Here is a 21,792-nt window from a genome sequence, read left to right on the forward strand (position 1 = left end):
AAGCAAAAGAAAAGACTGGCAAAACTCCATGAAAAAGTAGCAAATCAGAGAAGGGACTATCTGCACAAGATAAGCTATAACATAGTAAAAAACAATGACATCATATGCGTTGAGGATTTGCAAGTGAAAAGTATGATGAAAAATCATAAACTTGCAAAATCAATAGCGAATGCAGGGTGGGGAATGTTGGATAAATATTTGGAGTATAAAGCGGAAAGAGAAGGGAAAATATTCATAAAAATAAATGCTGCATATACATCACAAAGATGCTCAAGATGCGGAAGGATAGTAGAAAAAGATTTATCGGTAAGGATACACAGATGTGAATGTGGATTAGAAATAGACAGAGATGTAAATGCAGCGATAAACATACTTCATGAAGGATTAAGGCAACTGGGTATAGCAGCATAGGGCAATTATTTTTTCGTAGGGAAGGTTCCTCCCGAAGTTACGCCTGTGGAGATCGTGGAAGACCTGTTGTGAACAACAGCAGGCAACGGTCAATGAAGTAGGAAGCTCCATCCTCTATAGGATGGAGTAGGTTCACTGGTATAATTGATATAAAGATTCTATTGTGAAAAAAGGTAAAAATAAGGGAAGGCAGGTGAGTACCGTTTCTTTCTCTGAATAAGTTCGGGGGATATTTACGGTGAAAGCATTATGAAAATAACTTTTTTGGGAGCAGCAAAAGAAGTTACAGGTTCATGTTATCTGATTGAGACCAGTAAGACAAAATTTCTTGTGGACTGTGGAATGTTTCAAGGCGGTGAAGTTGAAGAAGAGCTAAATTATCAGGACTTTGCTTTTGATGTAAAAGATATAGATTTTATTCTTCTGACTCATGCACATATAGACCACAGTGGAAGGATTCCTCTGCTATATAAAAGAGGGTACAGGAAAAGGATTTATGCTACAAAAGGCACAGTGGATTTATGCAAGTACATGCTTCCGGACAGCGGGCACATACAAGAGATGGAAAATGAATGGAAGAATAGGAAGAGGCAAAGGGCAGGTAAACCCTTAAGAGAGCCGCTTTACACGGCGGATGAGGCAAAAGATTCTTTGAGCATTTTCTACGGGGTTGATTACGATGAATTGATTCAACCGTCATCGGATGTTAAGTTTAAGTTTAATGACGCGGGGCACATGCTTGGTTCATCGATTATTGAGGTATGGATAAGTGAAAACGGCAATGATATTAAAATCGTATTTTCTGGTGACCTCGGCAACAAGGGTACGCCTATATTGAGAGAACCGTCACTCATAAAAGACGCGGATTATGTTATATGTGAATCTACATACGGTGATAGACTTCATGAAAATATCGAAGATAGGTCCAAAAGACTTATGGAGATTATTATTCGCACCATAAAACGAGGGGGAAATGTCATAATACCTTCTTTTGCTGTTGGCAGGACGCAAGAACTCCTTTATGAGATCCATAAAAATAGTGGAAAGTATCAAAAAGAGATAGAATTTATAAACAATGTCCCTGTTTATGTGGACAGCCCCCTTGCTGTATCTGTTACAAATGTATTTAAAGATCATCTTGACTACTTTGATAGTGAAGCCCAGGAATACATTAAAAGAGGGGATTATCCACTTGACTTTCCAAACCTGCATTTTACTCATAGTACCGAAGAATCAAAGGCTTTAAACGATATTAAAACGCCTGTTATAATAATATCTGCCAGTGGAATGTGCGAGGCGGGGCGTATTAAGCACCATTTAAAACATAATTTATGGAAGCCAGAGAACACGATATTGTTTGTGGGATATCAGGCAAAGGGTACCCTTGGAAGAAAGCTATTGGAAGGTGAAAAGAACGTAAAAATATTCGGTGAAGATATTATGGTAAAAGCGGACATAGAGTATATTGAGAGTTTTTCCGGACATGCTGATCAGAAAGGAATAATGGATTGGCTTTCTGCATTTTCTGATAAGCCGAAGAAGATATTTATTGTACACGGGGAAGATGAAGCTCAGGCGGTTTTATCTGATAAAATCAAAAGTGAACTGGGCATAGAGACGATAATACCATCGAGATACGATACCTATGATTTCCAGAAAGATATACTTGTCAGCGTAGAACTTGACGATATAGAACAATTGAGCGTAGAAATTGAGAATAAAGTAGAGGAGATGAGATTAAGAAGCGAGAAGGTGCTAAATAAGCTGCAGGAGTTTATGGGCAAAAATAAAGCGGCGAAGAATTTAAATGATATTGTCAAAAACATAAATTCTGTAAATGAAAATTTAATGAGACTATATAGAGAACTATTGGAGTAGCATATAAAAAGACATGGGCTATTTATGGACTTAAGAGAAGAAGGGAGGATATGTATGAAGATCACCGTCATTGGAGCTGGAAGCTTTGTATTTGGGCCCACAGTTTTAAAGGATGCTATAATAAAAAATAGACTTGATGACTGCGAATTGGCTCTGGTGGATATCAATAAGGAACTGGTTGACCTTATGGCATCGGTAGGGAAGAGAATAGCGAGAGAAAATAATGTAAGCATCAAAATCACATCGACCACAAGAAGAGAAGAGGCACTGGAAGGAGCTGATTTTGTTATATCCTCTGCTGCAATACAAGGGATAAAACGATGGCTTATGGATTATGAAGTACTGAAAAAATATGGCTTAATGATCAGGCACGGGAATGCGGAGGGCTTGGAGGCCTTGTCAATACTTTTAGGGCAGTAACACTGGCGATGGATATTGCTAAAGACATGGAAAAGTATTGTCCCCATGCCCTGTTTCTTGATGTAGCCAATCCAATGCCAAGAGTCGTTACAGCTGTAAATGAGTACACAAAAATAAAGGCTTATGGATTTTGCAACATAGCATGGAGTGCACCAGATGGTTACAAATGGCTTGCGTCACTTATCAATAGAAATAAAGAGGATTTGGATGTCGTAACGGCAGGCCTTAATCATTTTGCCTGGCTTGTTTCAATTAAAGAAAAGAACACGGGAAAAGACCTTTACGACGAGGTGATAAATGCTATTGCAACAAGAGAAGGAAGAGAATTCAAAGTGATGAGGAAGTGGCTAAAGGAATATGGACTTGTGCCAATGGGAAGCGTTGATCATCACGGCGAATATTTGCCTTATGACAGCGATATTGAATACGCGACAAAACCGCCGTATCATGGAGATGAGAGGGAAAGGGCAGAGGCCCTGAAGAATTTAAAAGATGTTGCTGAAGGAAAAGTTCCTTATGATGTAGCATTTAAGATGCTGAGCTGGGAACATCCTGTTGATTTGGCTGTTGATATATTTAAGAAGAGAAACAAACACCATGATATGATAAATCTTCCGAACAAAGGATTTATTGAGGGCATACCTGATGGCAGAATAGTAGAGGTACCAGTGGATGTGATAGATGGTGATGTTATTGGGCAAAAGATACCTCCATTGCCACAGAGATTGACCCAAACCCTGAATATCATATCTGATGTTCATGAGTTATCAGCCAAGGCTGCGGTCTTTGGCGACATAAAACTGGCTGAAGAGGTAATAGAGCTGGATTTTGCTATACCGGATAAAGAAAAAGCAAAAAAAGCATTGCACGATATGATTAGGAATCATATTGATATTTTACCACAATTTACCTAAGAAGCTTCAATCATCAGGACTTATATGTAATACAAACTCTTGACACTGTCTTTGATTATTGTTATATTAAAGATAATAAAGACAAAAATTGAATATCGGTTTTAAGGGGAGCTGAGAGGGAAAAGCTCGGCTGAGAGTAGGCACTTAAAGATATCCCTGTGCCTTGACCCTTTGAACCTGATCCGGGTAATGCCGGCGAAGGGAGGAGAAAGAGAATCAAGCCTTTAATGCAAGCAATCCGGCATTAAAGGCTTTTTTGCTAGATGTAAGATTTGGCTAAAGTAAAAGCCAAGAATAAATAAGGCCGCCGGCAAGGGCGGTTTTTTCATTTTGACTTTTTGGAGGTGATGTGGATTGATAAAGGTTAATGACAAAGATATGAATTTTAATGGGACTGTAAAAGAGCTTTTGATTGCTTTGAACATTAATCAAAATTCATGTGTAGTGTTGGTAAATGATGATATTGTAAAAAGAGAGAATTTGGAGGACTTTTACCTAAAAGAAGGGGACCATGTTGAGATTGTCAGCTTTGTTGGTGGCGGTTAATAAAACTAAAGGTAATAATGTAAAGAGGTGAAAGGATATGTTTGAAATAGATGGGAAAATTTTAAAATCGAGACTTTTTGTTGGGACAGGGAAGCTTCCAGATTATTCACTCATTGAAAAGATGTATTATGAAGCAGGGATTGAGGTTTTTGCGGTTGCTGTAAGAAGGATAGGACCCAACACAAAGCATACGAAAAATGTATTGGAGTACATACCAAAAGATGCCATAATCATGGTAAATACTTCAGGTGCTATGAATCATAAAGAAGCTGTAAAGATTGCTCAGATAGGAAGGGAGCTGACATCGTCTGATTGGGTGAAGGTGGAGATTGAAAAGGATACAAAATACCTTTTACCTGATAATTACGAAACATTAAAGGCATGCGAAATACTTGTAAAAGAGGGGTTTAAGGTATTTCCATATATTTATCCAGACTTAAACATAGCAAAAGAACTTGAGCAGATTGGTGTTGAGGCGGTGATGCCGCTGGGTTCCCCCATTGGCACGAACAAAGGAATTGGTTGTGAGGTTTTGCTAAAGCCTATAATAAACGAGGTCAAAGTCCCTGTTATAATCGATGCTGGCATAGGAAGACCATCACACGCAGCACAAGCAATGGAACTGGGAGCTGATGCAGTTTTGATAAACACAGCAATTGCGACCTCTTCAGATCCTCTAAAAATGGCTATTGCGTTTTCAAAGGCGGTGGAAGCAGGAAGATCGGCATTTGAAATTGGGACTTTAAAGGAATATGAGTATGCTCAAGCGTCGTCACCACTTGATGATTTTATAAGAGGTGTTGAATGTGATTGAATATCTTCAAGAATGCCTAAAAATTTATTCTGAGTATGAAAATTATGAGCCAACCTTTTCGGAAGTGATGGATATTTTATCAAAAGAGTATTTGGATAGGCTTGATTTAGTAAAACTTTTAAATGTTGAGGATGAAAAGTTGATCAGATTTATGGCGCAAAAAGCCAAAAGGCTTACAGAAGCCAATTTTGGTAAGGTTATTTTGCTCTACGCACCTTTGTATATAGCAAATTATTGTGAAAATGGATGCCTGTATTGCGGTTTTTCTTGCCTTAAAAAGTATCCACGAGAAAAGTTGACGTTTCAAGAGATGCAGAACGAAATGAAGAAGATGAAAGACGAAGGTCTTGACTCTATAATAATCCTTACAGGTGAGGATAGGACAAACTCGTCTTTTGAATACATAAAAGAGGCTTGCAACCTTGCATTAAAGTATTTTTCAGAGGTTTCAATTGAGGTATACCCGCTTTTGGAAAAGGAGTATGAAGAACTAAGTCGATTAGGGGTTGTTGGGATAACAATTTATCAAGAAACATATCAAAAAGAAGACTATGAAAAACTTCATTTATTTGGGCCAAAAAAGGATTATGAGTTTAGATTATACACACCTGAAAGAGCTCTTAATGCGGGTTTCCATGAGGCTTGTGTCGGGCCTCTGTTGGGTCTTTCAAACCCGAAAAAAGATGCTTACTGTGCAATTTTGCACGCTGAATACCTGATGAACAGGTTCCCAAAGGCTGAGATTTCTATATCTTTTCCAAGATTTAGAGATGCCAATGTTGGTTTTAAACCAAGCTATATTGTATCAGATAAAGAATACATTAAGTTTTTACTTGTTTCAAGGATATATCTGCCAAGAGTTGGAATTGTCATTTCAACCAGGGAAAGAGCAGCTTTGCGTGATGCTTTAATGGATATTTGTATCACAAAAATGTCTGCAGGTTCTAAAACGACGGTTGGAGGGTATGCGGTTAAAAAAGAGGATGAACATGGCCAGTTTGAGATAGATGATGCACGATCTGTTTTTGAAATGGTGAACACCATAGCTAAAAAGGGCTTAAGAGCTGAGTTCACAAACTGGGTAAAAGGTGTAGGTTATGAGCTTATTTGAGGGCAAAAAGATTGTGGCAGCATCTGGTGTTGCAGGCTTTGGCGATTGTGAAAATATTAAAATAAAGCGCGGCAAGGATTTTTCTATAGTTGGCGATTTTTGCACCTCAATAAAAGAAAAAAGGCCTTATGCGCCAAAGGTAACGGCAGTTGCTGCAATACAGGCAGATGAGATTTTAAGGATGGTGAATAAGCTTGAGAAAGAATGAAAAACTCAAACTTTTTCAGGATTATAATATTTACGGAATCACAGCAGAGAAATTTTCAAAAGGCAGAAGTAATCTTGAGGTTGTAAGGGATATGCTTGAATCAGGTATAAAGATAATCCAGTATAGGGAAAAGTATAAAACTCTAAAAGAGAAATACTATGAGTGCTCAGAGATTCGTAGGCTAACTCGTGAATATGGCGCTCTTTTAATAGTGAACGATCATATAGACCTTTGCTTGATGGTAGAGGCAGATGGTGTTCACATAGGACAGAATGATTTTCCTCTAAAAGAGGTTGGAAAGCTTCTTGGCGATGAATATATCATAGGGGTTACAGCTCATACAAAAGACCAGATAAAAGAAGCAGAAAACTGCGGTGCAGACTATATCGGAGTTGGACCAATATTCCAAAGTTTTACAAAGGATAATCCACTGCCACCTATTGGACTTGATATTGTCAAGTGGTGTGCTCAAAATTCTAAAATTCCCTTTGTTGCTATAGGTGGTATAAAAGAGAATAACATTGTTGAGGTACTGGATATGGGAGCAAAATGTGTAGCTCTTGTGACAGAGATTGTTGGAGCAGATGATATTAAGGACAAAATTAGAAGGCTTCAGGATATAATGAGAACTAAAAGTAAAAATATTTAGATGTTTTAAAATAAATCAAAAGGAGTGAAAAAATATGAAAACACAGATGAGCTATGCAAAAGAGGGAATATTTACACGAGAGATGGAGCTTGCAATTCAAACCGAAGAGATAGATAAAAAAGAATTTTTACAAAAAGTTGCTGAGGGTAAGATTGTAATTCCAGCAAATAAGAACAGAAAAAGAGATAGATACTTTGCGATTGGCCAAGGGACATATGTAAAAATAAACGTCAACATTGGTGTATCTGAGAGCTGTCCTAGCTTTGATTATGAGATTCAAAAATTAGAGGTTGCAAAGAAGTTTGATGTTGAGTCTGTGATGGATTTATCAAGCGGAGTTGAGGCATCAACTTTTAGGAAAAGGCTGTTGAATGAATACGATTTTATAGTTGGTACAGTGCCTGTTTATCAGGTTGCATCAAAGCATCAAGATTTTACTAAGGCATCGGCAAAAGAGTTCATCGAAGAGATAGAGAGGCAGGCAGAAGAAGGGGTTGACTTTTTTACAATCCATGCAGGGATTACAAGAAGGACATTAGAAAGGTTTGAAAATAACCAGAGGATTTTAAAGATTGTGTCAAGAGGTGGAGCGCTTTTATACAAATGGATGATGGCAAACAATAAGGAAAATCCACTTTATGAATATTTTGATGATATATTAAAAATATGTAAAAAGCATGATGTTACACTAAGCCTTGGTGATAGTCTAAGGCCAGGTGCTGTGGCAGATGCTACAGATGCGCTTCAAATAGAAGAATTAATCAATTTAGGTGAACTGACACGCCGCGCCTGGGCTGAGGATGTCCAGGTTATGATTGAAGGCCCTGGTCATATGAGGGCAAATGAGATCGCAGCTAACATGATGATTCAAAAAAGGCTTTGTCATGAAGCGCCATTTTATGTTTTAGGACCGCTTACAACTGATATTGCTGCAGGATATGATCACATCTCAGGTGCGATGGGGGCTTTGATTGCAGCGCTAAATGGTGCAGATTTTTTGTGTTATGTCACACCCGCAGAGCATTTAAGGCTGCCCTCTGTGGAGGATGTAAAAGAGGGAATTATAGCCTTTAAGATTGCGGCCCACAGTGCAAATATTGCAAAAGGCTTCAAAAGACCGCTTGAAAAGGATATAGCGATATCAATTGCAAGGTGTGACCTTGATTGGGATAGGATTTTGAATCTTTCTATTGATCCTGAAAAGGCAAAGGAGTATAGGAGCAGCTTTCCAAATGATACCTGTTCAATGTGTGGAAATCTTTGTGCTGTGAAAAATTCAAAGGATGAGATTGTATTATAAGTGTGAGAGGGAATAGCATTTATCTAAACCCAAAAAGAGGCAAGCCACATAAGGAAGGCTTGTCTCTATTTATATTCAATTTTATTTGCTTCAAGTATTTGACGTACTTCGTTAAACTTTTGTAAGGAGTAGACATGCTGTTAATAAATTTAATGGGCATTTGACATTTACAAGATTTAGTGGTATATTATTAGTAGCATATGCCAATAATAATTGAGGGGGTGTAATAGATGAAAATTGGGATTTCTTCAACCGGTAGAGAGCTAAGCAGTTTAATGGATACCCGGTTTGGTAGATGCAGTTATTTTATAATCTACGATACTGCAAATAATTCAACAAAGGCCATCGAAAATCGGGGCCAGGCTTCTGGTGGCGGTGCAGGGATCGCTGCAGCACAGCAGCTGATTGATGAAGATGTGGATGTGGTTATCACAGGTAATGCAGGACCTAATGCATACAAGCTTTTAAAAAATTCTGGTATCAGGGTTTACAGGTGTGGAAGTATAAAAGTAGAGCTGGCCATACAGCTATTTAAAGAAGGTAAATTAGAAGAAATAGTTGAAGCTGGTCCCAGCCATGGCGGGATGGGAATGGGGCATGGAGCAGGTTACAAAGGGGGATGGAATTGAACATAGGTGTCTTAAGTGGCAAGGGAGGAACAGGCAAGACTACTGTGTCCACTAATCTCTCTGTGGTGATGAATGCAAATTATATTGATGGGGATGTGGAAGAACCTAACGGCTTTATCTTTTTACGGCCAAACCTGGTTCATAGTGAAGAGGTTATGGTAGATTATCCTTTTGTAGACAAAGACAAATGTACATTGTGTGGGGAATGTGCAAAAGTATGCCAGTATCATGCATTGTTCAGAACGAAAACGGAGATAATGCTCTTTGAAAAACTCTGTCACGGATGCCATGCCTGCGGTATTGTGTGCAAGTATGGCGCCATATCTTATAAAAAAAGAGCAATAGGTGTTATAGAAGAAGGAAAATATGATAGTATCGTCTGCAAAAGAGGGGTTTTAAATGTAGGAGAGCCAATGGCAGTACCTGTTATAAAGCAGCTATTGGGAAATCTACCTGATGGGATTAATCTTGTCGACTGTGCTCCAGGGACGTCCTGCAATGTTGTAAATACACTCCAATATGTGGATGCAGCTTTGCTGGTAACGGAGCCATCGGCTTTCGGTTTACACGATTTAAAGATGGCGTTAAAACTGGTGCGAAGCCTTAACTTACCCTATGGCGTTATAATTAATAAATACAGTAAAGGTAATGACATGATTCAGGAATTTTGCCAGCAGGAAAAAATTAATGTCATTGGCGTTATACCTTACGGAAAGGATGCAGCGGAGGCATATTCTTCAGGTAAAATGCTTATAGAGTTGTCAGAATACAGGAAAATATTTGAAGAGATTGCGCAAAAAATAAAGGAGGTATTCCTTTGGAGCTAACAGTTATAAGTGGCAAAGGAGGGACTGGTAAAACAACTATAGCTATTGCCCTTGCAGAATTGGCTGGTAACGTAGTAAAGGTGGATTGTGATGTGGATGCTCCGAATATGTATTTATTTTATGATGGAACAGATATAAAAAAAGAATATTTTTATGGCAATAAAAAAGCCGTAATAAATAAAAATTTTTGTACCAACTGTGGTGAATGCGAGAAAGTCTGTAGATTTGACGCCATTAAAAATAATACAGTCAACTTTTATAAATGCGAAGGATGCGGAGCGTGTACACTGGTTTGCCCTCAAAAAGCAATTCAATTAAAGGAAGAAAAAAGTGCTGACATTTATATCACAAAAACTCATAAAGGAATAATCTCCAGGGCACAGATGGAAGTGGGCAGTGATGGTTCAGGAAAACTCATCACTGTATTACGTCAGAACGGAAGAAAGTTTTCACATGAAAATACTATCACGATAATAGACGGTTCACCTGGTATAGGCTGTCCGGTGATATCTTCCGTCACGGGAAGTGATGTGGTGTTGATCGTCACTGAGCCAACTCAATCAGGTTTTGAGGATTTTGTGAGGGTTATGCAACTGTGCAGCCACTTTGGCATTCCAGTAATGGTATGTATAAACAAGTACGATATCAATGAGAAAGTGACAGAGGAAATACAAGCCTATTGCCGGGATAATAATATTTATGTAGCAGGAAAAGTGCCTTATGATGATACGGTTATGAAATCTATAAATGAATTAAAACCTATCATTTATTATGAGGATAGCAGGGCAAATAAGGCTATAAGGCAGATGTGGGATGACATCAAAAGTTATATAGAAAATTTATAAATCATGTTTGGAGGGATTAAAAGATGAAAATAGCGATTGCCAGTGATGGTAACTTTGTAAGCCAGCATTTTGGACATTGTGAAGGGTTTACTATCTATGAGATAGAGGGTAAACAGATAATCACTAAAAATTTTATAGAAAATCCAGGACATAGGCCTGGATACTTGCCACAGTTTCTAAAAGATTTAGGAGTGAATGTGATTATAGCAGGTGGAATGGGCGATTCTGCGCAAAAGCTTTTTGCAGAAAACGGTATAGAGGTTATAGTTGGCGTGTCGGGTATCTGTGATGACGTGATACAGCAGTATTTAAAGGATGAATTAAAATCGACAGGGAGTATATGTAAGGAACATCGCTATGAAGGACGATGCGGGGATTAAAGAAAACAAAAAAGCAAAAAATTTTGAAGACGAGATTTTCTTTATAAAGAAATTATTAGAGAAAAATGGATATAAATTCACAAAGCAAAAAAGAATTATCCTTAAAGAACTATTTAATGCTGATAAACATTTAAATGCAAAGGAAATATACGAAAAGCTAAAGCAAAATAATATTGGTTTAGCTACAGTTTATAGAACCATGAAGTTATTCAACGATTTAGGTATAGTAAAAGAGATAGCAATAGAAGGAGAAAATTATTATGAATTAAAAATATTTGGAAAGAAACCATTACACATTCATTTTCGTTGCATTAAATGTCGCGACATTATAGATGTGGATGAAAGTAGAGTGGCATTAGAGTATTTGCATTTAACTAAAATATTAGAAAATATAAATGGTTTTGATGTTTACGATGTAGATATCATGTTTTCTGGTATATGTAAAAGGTGCAAAGAGGTATTGAAAAATAGCACAAATAAAAATTGACATATGCCCAAAACAATTATATAATATATTATGAGCATAGGCTAATAAGGAGGTGGAGTAGCATGCCAAGAGGAGACGGTACAGGCCCACTGGGATTGGGACCGATGACAGGTAGAGCTGCTGGTTTCTGTGCAGGCTTTACTGTACCGGGATTTATGAATCCAGGCATTGGCTATTACAGAGGTTTCGGTAGAGGTCGTGGTTTTAGATGGAGATACTACTATACGGGAGTTCCCGGTTGGGCTCGTTATGGTTATCCTGTATATGGACAAGTCTATGCACCTCAAATCAATGAAAAAGAATTTCTGACTGAGCAGGCAAAATTTTTGGAAAATCAGCTCCAGGAAATAAAAGAACGATTAAAAGCACTTGGCAAGGATGACGAATAACATATCGCTGTTTTAAGGCAGGAGAAATAACCTGCCTTAAAACAGTGCTATTATTTTTTTGAAATATATGAGCTATTGCCCGTAATATTCCGCAATAATTGCATGTGTTTGAGCCAAAGACAGAAGTTACTACGGTAAAAAGGAGCTGGGAGGATGAAAGAAATTTCGAAAGGAAATCAAGAAATCTGCGCCGGTACTGACAGCATAGGAAATCTTAAGTGCCAAACAAATGAACTAAGTAATATCAAAAAAACTGTAGCGGTATTAAGTGGAAAAGGAGGAGTGGGTAAATCCCTTGTAACATCCCTTCTGGCTGTAATGATGAGGCGAAAAGGTTATGATGTTGGAATTTTGGATGCAGATATCACTGGACCATCAATTCCTCGAATGTTTGGTGCTGACAATTACAGGGTAAGTAGCAGTGAATTGGGTATTTATCCGGCCAGGACCCACAACGATATTAGAATCATGTCTATAAACTTGCTTCTTGAAAAAAAGGATATGCCAGTTATATGGAGAGGTCCTTTAATAGCAGGGGCAGTAAAACAGTTCTGGACAGATGTTATATGGGGTGATTTAGATTATCTATTTTTCGATATGCCGCCTGGAACGGGTGATGTACCTCTTACTGTATTTCAATCTATTCCACTTGATGGAATTATTATAGTGTCTTCACCGCAGGACCTTGTAGCACTTATTGTTAAAAAAGCATATAATATGGCAAAAACCATGAATATTCCCATACTTGGTATTATTGAAAATATGAGTTATGCGATATGTCCTGAATGCGGTAGGCATATCAATATCTTCGGCGAAAGCAAGGCAGAAAAGGTAGCGGAAGAAATGGGCATCCCATTTCTTGGAAGGCTTCCCGTTGACCCAGAGCTCGCGGCTCTCTGCGATCAAGGGATGATTGAAAGATTTAATAAAGACTATGTGGACGATTGTATAGATCTGCTCGAAAGGAACTTCTGAGATAAGTGTTAAGTAAATGATTACGTTTGATAAGTGAATGAATAATTTATATTGTTGTATGCTATGAAAACAAGCAGGTGTAGAAAATATTTTCTTGCCTGCTTTTTGTTATTTTAAATTATTTTTCACTTTGTTATTGCTTTATTTATCTTTTGGTGTTATAATTTTTAAAAAAGTAACACTGAATTGTTTTTGTATTCATAGTGCAAAAACAAAAGTGTTATTTTAGATTTGTATTGGGGGGTACGGTTGTGCTAGAGTTATCAAAAAGATTTAATGTGGTTGTTGCTATTTTTTTAATACTTGCTATTTCTTTAACTGCTTGCAGTAATAAGACGCAAAATCAACCGCAGATTTCAAATCAGCCCAGAACACAAGTTCAGTCTGTAATGGTTACTGATTTAGCAGATCGGCAAGTGAAAGTAAAATTGCCGGTAAATAAAGTTGTAGGTATAGGACCAGGGGCGCTGAGGCTTATTACATATGTAGATGGTCTATATAGAGTAGCTGGAGTGGAAAACATAGATAAAAAGCTTGCAGCAGGCAGAACGTATAATATGATTTTTCAGGACAAATTGCAGCAGCTCCCTATCATTGGGCAAGGTGGACCTGATTCTACGCCAGATGCAGAAAAATTGGTGACGGTAAAGCCTGATGTCATTTTTGTAACTTATCTTTTGGACAAGACTAAAGCAGATGATTTGCAAGCAAAAACAGGTATTCCTGTGGTTGTTTTGAGTTATGGGAAAATTGGGACATTTGAAGAGGATATTTACAAGTCATTAGAAGTTATAGGAAAAATAATGGGGAAAGAGGATAGAACGCGAAAGTTGGTAGAGTATATAAAAAATATTCAAAAAGATTTAGACGATAGGACAAAAGATATACCTGATGACAAAAAACCAACAGTCTACATTGGTGCTTTAGGATTTAAAGGTGCCCACGGAATAGAAAGCACACAAAGCAATTATCCTCCTTTTGTGGCGGTACACGCCAAGAATGTAGCAGATACATTAAGACAAAAAGGGAGTGTCATGATTGAAAAAGAAAAGCTATTAGCTTGGAATCCTGATATAATTTTTATTGATGCAGGAAACTTCAAGCTAGTAAAAGATGATTACCAAAAAAATCCTGAGTTTTATAAAAGCTTAAAAGCAGTCAAAAACGACAATGTTTATGGACTTTTGCCTTACAACAATTACACTACAAATATAGATACAGCTCTTGTGGATTCCTATTGGGTAGGAAAAGTTCTCTATCCCGAGCAGTTTAATGATATAGACCCTGTTCAAAAAGCGAATGAAATATACACGTTTTTCTTTGGCGAACAAGGAAAATCGGCATACAACAAAATGAAAGAATTATACGGTGGCTTTAAAAAATTAAATTTTAGAGTATAGTCATATTTTTCACCTTTTTGGTGGAGGACATAATAATGAAGGGGATGTAGCTTTGAGACAGTCATTTATAGAAAGCATTCCAGAGGGCTATAACAAATACATAAAAAGGAAAACATTAATCATATTTTTAACCTTTTTATTCACTATAGCATTGTCAATATACGCAACAAATGCAGGCTCAGCCGGTATAAGTACTTACGACGTTATAAAAACTTTGTTAGGTAAAGGAGAAGAACGATTTCGCATTATAATTTGGAATATTAGAATGCCAAGGGTTTTGTCAGCAGTTATAGCTGGAATAGGTTTGTCTGTTGCAGGTTGCGTAACGCAGAGCATTTTAAGAAATCCTTTAGCCTCTCCTTTTACTTTAGGTATTTCGCAGGGGGCAGCATTTGGAGCTGCTTTGGCTATTATTGTTTTTGGGGCAGGAAGCACAACGAATCCAGATTCTGTAATTATAAATAATCCGTATCTAGTGGTATTGTTTGCTTTTTTAGGTTCGATGGGGGCTACAATAATCGTTTTAATTCTGGCAAAAACCTTCCGTGTAACTCCTGAGGCGATGGTACTGGCGGGTGTAGCTCTTGGGTCTTTGTTTTCGGCCGTCACTATGATTTTACAGTATTTTGCTGACGATGTGAAAGTTGCCTCAGTAGTTTTTTGGACCTTTGGGGACATAGGGCGAGCCTCTTGGAGAGACTTAGCAATAATGTCTATTGTTGTTTTTATTGCGCTCATATATTTTATGTTTAACAGATGGAATTACAATGCTCTAGACAGTGGAGAAGAGACAGCTAAAGGGCTTGGGGTAGATGTTGAAAGAGTGAGATTAATTGGCATGTTTATGGCATCTTTGATTTCTTCAGTAATTGTTGCGTTTGTGGGGATAATAGGGTTTATAGGGTTAGTCGGCCCTCACATAATGAGAAGGCTTATAGGAGGAGACCACAGATTTTTGATTCCTGCTTCTTCTGTAATTGGGGGGCTCATTCTTTTAGCTTCAGACACAGTAGGCAGAATTATAATTTCTCCTGTTGTACTTCCTGTGGGAGCAATTACTTCATTTCTGGGTGCCCCGGTGTTTTTGTACGTTCTCACTAGGGGGTATAGAAGGTGATTTTAAATATAAACGGAATTGAGTTTAGTTATAGCAGTGTTCCTGTTCTTAACAATGTTACGTTTACCTTAGAAAGAGGAGAGGTACTTTCTATTTTGGGCAACAATGGAGCAGGAAAATCTACCCTTTTAAAGTGCATTAATAAAATTTTAGAACCTCACAAAGGCACCATTTACATTGAAAAAGATGAAATTTCTAAATTGAGCAGAGTAGATGTAGCTAAAAAAATAGGATATGTGGCTCAAAGGCATGAAAGTGGGCGTTTTACTGTGTTTGACGCAGTGCTTTTGGGAAGAAAACCCCATATAAAGTGGGATGTAACTCAAAAAGACATAAAGATTGTAAACAGTGTTCTTAAAAAATTTGATTTAGAAAAGTTGTCTCTTCGCTATTTAAGCGAGTTAAGCGGTGGAGAACTTCAAAAAGTTGTTATAGCAAGGGCGATGGCACAGCAGCCTGTGTTAATGCTATTAGATGAACCTACAAACAACTTGGATTTAAAAAATCAAATAGAAGTTTTGAAAATAATAAGGGAGGCGGTGAAAGAACAAAATATTGCTGCTATCGTAATTATACATGATTTAAACTTAGCTTTGAGATTTTCAGACAAGTTTCTGTTTTTGAAAGACAACACAATTTACGCGTATGGTGGAATGGAAGTGATGACAGAAGAAATTATAGGGTCAGTTTACGGTATTCATGTGGTTGTTGAAAAGATACACGATATACCTGTTGTTATACCACTTTAAAAGAGAGGGGGGTAATATTTTTGAAACTTGTATCTATTGGTGTAATACACAGCCAGTATTCCAAACGAGAGGAAGCTCCCAGACAGGGAAGACTGTCAGACAAAGAGGCGATACTGGAGATATACCCTGAGTTTGAAGAGGGGCTTCAAGATATAAAGAATAAAAAGCACTTGATTGTTCTTTATTGGTGTCATTTAGGAAGACGGGATGTGCTAAAAACTACGACCCCTTTTGGACCAGAGATAAAGGGGGTATTTTCCACTCGTTCTCCTTCACGGCCTAATCCTATCGCTTTTTGTGTAGTTGACCTTCTAAAAGTTGAAGGAAATAAGCTGTACGTCAAAGGAATAGACGCATTAGATGGAAGTCCTTTACTGGATATAAAACCATATGTCTACGACCTTGACAGTATTAAAGGCCCTGATGATACTTTATAAGAGGAGGAAAATGACATGGATAAAGAGTTATGGGAAAAATGCGTAGCATTTCATGGCCATGAATGTCCAGGCCTTGCTATAGGTTTTAGAGCTTGTGAAGCGGCTATTCAAAAATTAAATCTCACATTTTCAATAGATGAAGAAGTGGTGTGTGTTACAGAAAATAATGCTTGTGGTGTCGATGCAGTACAATATATGACTGGATGTACTTTTGGGAAGGGAAACCTTGTTTTTAGAGACAGGGGCAAGCAGGCTTTTACTTTTTTCAGAAGGGATACCAATGAAGGCATAAGGATAGTTTTAAAAGCTTTTAATGTTGGCAAGAACAGAAAAGAATGGCAGGAATATTTGTTAAATGCGCCTTTAGAAGACATTTTTGACTTTAAACAACCTGGTTATGGAATACCTGAAAAAGCAAAAATATATAGATCGATACAATGTGAATTATGTGGTGAATACGCTGCAGAAAGTAGGGTAAGGCTTATGGAAGGCAAAAAAGTTTGTCTTGATTGTTTTGAAGAGTGTATAAAATACCCATAAGATACACAGTTGATGAAGGAATGGTATTTATGCTATTATTATTTTAGACTTTTTTGAAAGAGTGATCCATATGAATTATGAATCAGAAACAAAAGAAAAGATTTTAAGTGCGACTATTGATATAGTTGGCGTGAAAGGTGAAGCGACCATAAGAGAAATAACTGAAAAAGCTGGTGTTAATGTAGCATCGATAAATTATTATTTTGGGAATAAAAACAATTTATTAAAAGAAGTGGAAAATTATTATGCAGAAAAGCTGTTTAAATCAAGTTATGATATTCTTAGAGATGATAATTTAGATTTGGAAGATAAGTTATTTAAATGGTCTATAAATTTAGTAGAATACATGTTTAAATATCCTGCGCTTATTGCCATTATAGTAAAGTTGACAAATGATGATAAAAACTATAATCCTGTGATAATAAAAAAGATATATTTAAACGATGAGATACAAAAAATAATAAAAGATATAATAAAGAAAATAACTAACATAGAAGATAGTAAAGTTTTAAATTTTAAATACATGCAACTTTTTTCAGGAATATTAGGTACCGTTATAAATCATATCGTTATAGACATGTATGGTGACAAAAAAAGCATTTTAAATATGGATGACCCAGAAGAACTTAGACAATATATAAAACTACTTATTGCAAGCATACTAAAATAAAAAATATTTTAATGTACATTATACTGTGTTGACTGAAAAATTTTATTGTGCTAAAATTAAAACAAGTATTTTAAACAAGTGTTTATATTATATTCACTAAATTAATAATTGAAGGTAGATATTATGAGAAGCTTTGTAGAAGTAAACAATATTGTAAAAAGGTATAAGATGGGTGAAATTACTATTAATGCAGTTTCAGGAGTAAGTTTTAATATAGAAAAAGGTGAATTTGTCGTAATAGTGGGTGAAAGTGGTGCAGGTAAGACGACTATTTTAAATATGTTGGGCGGAATGGACACGTGTGATGAAGGCCAAATATTTGTTGACGGCAATGAAATAAATAAGTATAATTCTCGGCAGCTAACAGAATATAGGAGGAAAGATATAGGTTTTGTTTTTCAGTTTTATAATTTAATACCAAACCTTACAGCATTAGAAAATGTAGAACTTGCGGCAGAGATCTGTAATAATCCACTGGATCCTGTAGAGGTTCTTAAAGATGTAGGACTATTTGAGAGGCTTAATAATTTTCCTTCACAATTATCTGGCGGTGAACAGCAGAGGGTAGCAATAGCAAGAGCTCTTGTGAAAAATCCTAAACTTCTTTTATGTGATGAACCAACTGGTGCACTAGACTATAAGACGGGAAGAGCAATTCTAAAATTGTTACATAACACATGTAGACGTATGGGAATGACAGTAGTCATAATAACGCATAATAAAGCAATAACTCCTATGGCAGATAAGGTTATCAATATTAAGAGTGGCAAAGTTGAAAATATAGTTGTCAATGACAGGCCAGTTCCTATAGAAAGGATAGAATGGTAATGGGAAAATCTCTGTTAAAAGATATAATAAGAGAGATTATTCGTACGAAAAAGAGATTTTTATCTTTGTTTTTTATCGTTTTAATGGGCGTCGGAGTGTTTGGCGGTATAAAAGCAGCGAGCCGAGATATGAAACTTACTGCCGACAAATATGCAGATGATTATAATCTGATGGATATACAAATTATTTCAACTATGGGACTTACGCAAAGTGATGCTGATAGTATAAGCAAGATAAAAGGTGTGGAAAATGTTGAGCCTACTTATTCTATAGATGCAGTTGTAAATAAAGGCAATAAGGGATTTGCAATTAAAGTTAATGGAATCGATTTTGAAAAAGTAAGGTATAGTAATGTGTATATAAATAAACCTAAGCTTATAAAAGGCAGGTTTCCTGAAAATGATTCAGAATGCGTAGTAGAATTAAAATTTCTCAAAGACCTTGGGTATTCTATTGGTGATACTGTCACTTTAAACTTAGGGTCACAAAATCAAAAAAATCTTAAAAATAATAAGTTTAAAATCGTCGGAATAGTTGAATCTCCTTATTATATATCAAGAGATAGAGGGCCAAGCACTGTGGGAAATGGACAGATTCAAGCTTTTATGATGGTGCCCAAAACCGCCTTTTCAATGAGTTCGTATACTGAAATATATGTTTTAGTGAATAATGCAAAAAGGCTTTTTAGTTATTCAGATGAATACTATAATTTTATAAAACCAGTAAAAGACGATCTGGTTAAATTAGGTAAAAAACGCAGCGAAATAAGGTATAACGATATAAAAAATCAGGCCCAAAAAGAAATAGAGGATGCCAAAAAAGCTCTTGCAGCAAAAGAAAGTAAATATAAAAAGGAGCTATCAGAAGCTCAAGATAAACTAAATCAGGCCCGTATACAGCTGAACAATTTTAAACAGGAAATATATGAAAAACAGATTAAATATAATGAACAAATAAATAATGGCGAAAAACGAATTGAAGAGTGGAAAAAACAGATAAAAGAGATGCAGGATAAATTAGCGCAGAATGAGGCTGATTTAAATGCTGCTGAAGCTAAACTCGATAATGAAGAAAAACAGTTGAATTATGACGCTAATGTTAAAAAACTAAATGACCAATATGATACGCTTAAAAATTCATTAGACCAATTAAATGCCGCGATAAACAATGACCCTACGTTAACAGCACAACTCAAACCCAAGATAGATCAATTGAATACTCAAATTGAAAATATATTGAAGCAAAAAGCCGTACTTGACGCAAATAAGCAAGCTTTGCAAACTAATAGGAAACAACTGGAAGAAGAGAAAGTCAAGCTTGCAAATGCCAAAGAAAAACTAGAGATTTCTAAAAGAGAACTTGTTGCGCAAGAAAATGCGCTTAATAAAATGAAAATTGAGGGTCAAAAGGAATTAGAGAAAGCAAGAAAACAAATAGCCGACGCTGAAAAACAGTTAAGTATTGAGGAAAAGAAGTATCAAGACAGCAAAAATGAATTTGACCGGGAAATAAGTCAAGCAAAAAATAAAATAGCATCGGCCGAGAAAAAGCTGAATGAAATGAAAAAGCCTATATGGTATGTATTGGACAGAAAATCGAATATAGGCTTTGTCGAGTTTGGTGATGAAGCAGACAGAATAAAAGCATTGGGCAATGTATTTCCTACAATCTTTTTCCTCGTTGCGGCACTTGTCAGCCTTACAACGATGACTAGGATGGTGGAAGAACAACGTACACAAATGGGTATATTAAAAGCTCTTGGCTATAGCAAATTTGCTATTATGCTTAAATTTATTATATATTCAGCTGTTGCAACAATATTGGGGGGTATTATAGGGTTATTTCTCGGTTTTAATATATTGCCAAGGATAATTTTTGAGGCATATAGTATGATGTACACATTGCCTTCAATTATAACCGAGTTTAATATTTATTATGCAGTTTTGGGAATAACAATGGCATTAATATCTACTACCATTGTTACTATTTTGGTATGCCTTAGCGATTTAAAAGAAACTCCTGCTGCTTTAATGAGGTTAAAAGCGCCGGTGGCTGGAAAAAGAGTTTTGCTAGAAAGAATAAACTTCATATGGTCCCGCTTGAATTTTATTCAAAAAGTAACTGCGAGAAATTTATTTAGATATAAGAAGAGATTTTTTATGACGGTTTTTGGCATAGGAGGTTGTACAGCGCTGTTGCTTACAGGATTTGGTATAAGAGATTCGATAAGTACTATTGCAACAAAACAATTCAATGAAATTTTTAAATATCAGATGGTTACAACTTTTAAGAGTGATGCTTCACCAAACGATATAACAGAACTGATGACAATTATAAATAGGGATAGGCGCATAAAGGAAAGCATGTTGCTTAGTCAATCGAATATAGATGTAACATATAACAGGGCCAAAAAAAGTGCTTTTCTTGTTGTCACTGCGGATAAAGAGAAATTTAAAGACTTCGTAGTATTGAGAAATAGAAGTAATGGCACTCCAATTTCATTGACTGATAATGGAGTTGTTATTACTGAAAAGCTTTCAAATATGCTTGGTGTCAAAGCAGGTGAATATATTTATTTAAAAAATGGGGATGGCAAAGAAGCAAAAGTAAAGGTTACTGGTATTACTGAAAATTATATACATCATTATGTTTATATGAGCTCTGCGCTTTATAAAAAGTTATTTAACAAAAAGCCGGATTTAAATGAAATAGTATCAAAAACTATCGGAAGTTCCAAGTCATTAGAAGATGATTTATCTCAGAAAATATTAAAATCGCCGGCGGTTATGACAGTGAATTTTACTTCTTCAGTAAATAAGATATTTCAAGACGTTATAAATAATTTACTGTCTGTCGTTTTAGTTCTAATTGTTTCTGCCGGATCCCTTGCTTTTGTAGTATTGTACAATCTTTCAAATATAAATATAACTGAGAGAATCAGAGAACTTGCGACAATGAAAGTGTTAGGGTTGTATGATCATGAAGTTTCTATGTATGTCATTAGGGAAAATGCAATTCTTACTATAATCGGTATTTTATTAGGCCTTATCATGGGGGTTTTTTTACATAGATATGTCATGACGACAGCAGAGGTTGAAATACTCATGTTTGGACGCAATATAAAGCCAATAAGCTTTTTATATTCCGCGCTTATAACGATTGGATTTTCAGCACTTGTAAGCATTGTAGTTCATTTTCAGCTTAAAAGGGTTGATATGGTTCAATCGCTTAAAAGTCCTGAGATAGACTAAAATAACTGCATTGTGGT

The 21,792-nt window shown here is 36.3% G+C and carries 24 protein-coding genes, 1 pseudogene and 1 riboswitch; all 25 genes and pseudogenes read left to right on the plus strand.

Translation table 11 applies throughout. The features are described from left to right. Nucleotides 1–411, plus strand: a 411-nt coding sequence (locus BUB87_RS10995) for an RNA-guided endonuclease InsQ/TnpB family protein (protein ID WP_143156686.1), incomplete at its 5' end; no start/stop codon positions are given. A 249-nt stretch (nucleotides 412–660) separates the two neighbouring features. Continuing rightward, on the plus strand, nucleotides 661–2,289 hold the full coding sequence (locus BUB87_RS11000; protein ID WP_073345339.1) for an MBL fold metallo-hydrolase RNA specificity domain-containing protein: 1,629 nt from the start codon (nucleotides 661–663) through the stop codon (nucleotides 2,287–2,289). Nucleotides 2,290–2,343: 54 nt separating this feature from the next. Continuing rightward, nucleotides 2,344–2,792 (plus strand): annotated as a pseudogene (locus BUB87_RS11005) (family 4 glycosyl hydrolase); the annotation flags it as partial. Beyond that, the gene (locus tag BUB87_RS11010; protein ID WP_234946031.1) at nucleotides 2,784–3,623 is read left to right on the plus strand and encodes a family 4 glycosyl hydrolase; all 840 of its coding nucleotides are present in this window, start codon (nucleotides 2,784–2,786) and stop codon (nucleotides 3,621–3,623) included. The pseudogene BUB87_RS11005 and the gene BUB87_RS11010, both read left to right, overlap by 9 nt. A gap of 94 nt (nucleotides 3,624–3,717) precedes the next feature. Further along, nucleotides 3,718–3,844, plus strand: a riboswitch (TPP riboswitch). Nucleotides 3,845–3,977: 133 nt separating this feature from the next. Then, nucleotides 3,978–4,169 carry a sulfur carrier protein ThiS gene (gene thiS / locus BUB87_RS11015; protein ID WP_084111249.1) on the plus strand — a complete coding sequence of 64 codons (192 nt, stop codon included), beginning with the start codon at nucleotides 3,978–3,980 and terminating at the stop codon, nucleotides 4,167–4,169. 37 nt (nucleotides 4,170–4,206) lie between these two features. Next, a complete protein-coding gene (locus BUB87_RS11020) occupies nucleotides 4,207–4,983 on the plus strand; it encodes a thiazole synthase (protein WP_073345346.1) in 777 nt (258 codons plus the stop codon). After that, nucleotides 4,976–6,094, plus strand: coding sequence for a 2-iminoacetate synthase ThiH (gene thiH, locus BUB87_RS11025; RefSeq protein WP_073345349.1), 1,119 nt, complete (start codon nucleotides 4,976–4,978; stop codon nucleotides 6,092–6,094). Before BUB87_RS11020 ends, thiH begins: the two co-directional genes overlap by 8 nt. Next, complete coding sequence (locus BUB87_RS11030) at nucleotides 6,081–6,302, plus strand: ubiquitin-activating E1 family protein (RefSeq protein WP_327021806.1); 222 nt, start codon at nucleotides 6,081–6,083, stop codon at nucleotides 6,300–6,302. Before thiH ends, BUB87_RS11030 begins: the two co-directional genes overlap by 14 nt. Further along, nucleotides 6,289–6,951, plus strand: coding sequence for a thiamine phosphate synthase (thiE, locus tag BUB87_RS11035; protein WP_143156687.1), 663 nt, complete (start codon nucleotides 6,289–6,291; stop codon nucleotides 6,949–6,951). The genes BUB87_RS11030 and thiE overlap by 14 nt, the downstream gene beginning before the upstream one ends. Nucleotides 6,952–6,985: 34 nt before the next feature. Next, nucleotides 6,986–8,251 (plus strand): phosphomethylpyrimidine synthase ThiC, encoded by a 1,266-nt coding sequence (thiC, locus tag BUB87_RS11040; RefSeq protein WP_073345354.1) that lies wholly within the window; start codon nucleotides 6,986–6,988, stop codon nucleotides 8,249–8,251. Nucleotides 8,252–8,481: 230 nt separating this feature from the next. Further along, on the plus strand, nucleotides 8,482–8,880 hold the full coding sequence (locus BUB87_RS11045) for a NifB/NifX family molybdenum-iron cluster-binding protein (protein ID WP_073345357.1): 399 nt from the start codon (nucleotides 8,482–8,484) through the stop codon (nucleotides 8,878–8,880). Further along, nucleotides 8,871–9,707, plus strand: coding sequence for a nucleotide-binding protein (locus BUB87_RS11050; RefSeq protein ID WP_200792820.1), 837 nt, complete (start codon nucleotides 8,871–8,873; stop codon nucleotides 9,705–9,707). The genes BUB87_RS11045 and BUB87_RS11050 overlap by 10 nt, the downstream gene beginning before the upstream one ends. Beyond that, a complete protein-coding gene (locus tag BUB87_RS11055; RefSeq protein WP_073345362.1) occupies nucleotides 9,698–10,552 on the plus strand; it encodes an ATP-binding protein in 855 nt (284 codons plus the stop codon). The genes BUB87_RS11050 and BUB87_RS11055 overlap by 10 nt, the downstream gene beginning before the upstream one ends. Nucleotides 10,553–10,575: 23 nt before the next feature. Then, nucleotides 10,576–10,932 carry a NifB/NifX family molybdenum-iron cluster-binding protein gene (locus BUB87_RS11060; RefSeq protein WP_073345365.1) on the plus strand — a complete coding sequence of 119 codons (357 nt, stop codon included), beginning with the start codon at nucleotides 10,576–10,578 and terminating at the stop codon, nucleotides 10,930–10,932. Then, nucleotides 10,910–11,419 (plus strand): Fur family transcriptional regulator, encoded by a 510-nt coding sequence (locus BUB87_RS11065; protein WP_073345367.1) that lies wholly within the window; start codon nucleotides 10,910–10,912, stop codon nucleotides 11,417–11,419. The genes BUB87_RS11060 and BUB87_RS11065 overlap by 23 nt, the downstream gene beginning before the upstream one ends. A 62-nt stretch (nucleotides 11,420–11,481) precedes the next feature. Further along, a complete protein-coding gene (locus BUB87_RS11070; RefSeq protein ID WP_073345370.1) occupies nucleotides 11,482–11,808 on the plus strand; it encodes a DUF5320 domain-containing protein in 327 nt (108 codons plus the stop codon). A 153-nt stretch (nucleotides 11,809–11,961) separates the two neighbouring features. Beyond that, nucleotides 11,962–12,783, plus strand: a complete 822-nt coding sequence (locus tag BUB87_RS11075; RefSeq protein WP_084111251.1) for an Mrp/NBP35 family ATP-binding protein — start codon at nucleotides 11,962–11,964, stop codon at nucleotides 12,781–12,783. Nucleotides 12,784–13,034: 251 nt separating this feature from the next. Continuing rightward, the gene (locus tag BUB87_RS11080; protein ID WP_073345372.1) at nucleotides 13,035–14,183 is read left to right on the plus strand and encodes an iron ABC transporter substrate-binding protein; all 1,149 of its coding nucleotides are present in this window, start codon (nucleotides 13,035–13,037) and stop codon (nucleotides 14,181–14,183) included. Nucleotides 14,184–14,235: 52 nt separating this feature from the next. Continuing rightward, entirely contained in the window at nucleotides 14,236–15,300 is a 1,065-nt protein-coding gene (locus BUB87_RS11085) for a FecCD family ABC transporter permease (RefSeq protein WP_073345376.1), read from the plus strand. Beyond that, a complete protein-coding gene (locus tag BUB87_RS11090; protein WP_073345378.1) occupies nucleotides 15,297–16,049 on the plus strand; it encodes an ABC transporter ATP-binding protein in 753 nt (250 codons plus the stop codon). The genes BUB87_RS11085 and BUB87_RS11090 overlap by 4 nt, the downstream gene beginning before the upstream one ends. A 20-nt stretch (nucleotides 16,050–16,069) precedes the next feature. Then, nucleotides 16,070–16,486, plus strand: a complete 417-nt coding sequence (gene tsaA / locus BUB87_RS11095; RefSeq protein ID WP_073345381.1) for a tRNA (N6-threonylcarbamoyladenosine(37)-N6)-methyltransferase TrmO — start codon at nucleotides 16,070–16,072, stop codon at nucleotides 16,484–16,486. A gap of 15 nt (nucleotides 16,487–16,501) precedes the next feature. Next, complete coding sequence (locus BUB87_RS11100; protein ID WP_073345383.1) at nucleotides 16,502–17,026, plus strand: FmdE family protein; 525 nt, start codon at nucleotides 16,502–16,504, stop codon at nucleotides 17,024–17,026. A gap of 70 nt (nucleotides 17,027–17,096) precedes the next feature. Continuing rightward, the gene (locus tag BUB87_RS11105) at nucleotides 17,097–17,696 is read left to right on the plus strand and encodes a TetR/AcrR family transcriptional regulator (protein WP_073345386.1); all 600 of its coding nucleotides are present in this window, start codon (nucleotides 17,097–17,099) and stop codon (nucleotides 17,694–17,696) included. A gap of 123 nt (nucleotides 17,697–17,819) precedes the next feature. Then, nucleotides 17,820–18,524: an ABC transporter ATP-binding protein gene (locus tag BUB87_RS11110; protein ID WP_073345389.1), complete on the plus strand. Its 705-nt coding sequence runs from the start codon at nucleotides 17,820–17,822 to the stop codon at nucleotides 18,522–18,524. Next, nucleotides 18,524–21,775 carry an ABC transporter permease gene (locus tag BUB87_RS11115; RefSeq protein ID WP_159432409.1) on the plus strand — a complete coding sequence of 1,084 codons (3,252 nt, stop codon included), beginning with the start codon at nucleotides 18,524–18,526 and terminating at the stop codon, nucleotides 21,773–21,775. Before BUB87_RS11110 ends, BUB87_RS11115 begins: the two co-directional genes overlap by 1 nt. The last annotated feature ends 17 nt before the right edge of the window (nucleotides 21,776–21,792 follow it).

Source organism: Caldanaerobius fijiensis DSM 17918, assembly GCF_900129075.1.
Taxonomy (GTDB): Bacteria; Bacillota; Thermoanaerobacteria; order Thermoanaerobacterales; family Caldanaerobiaceae; genus Caldanaerobius; species Caldanaerobius fijiensis.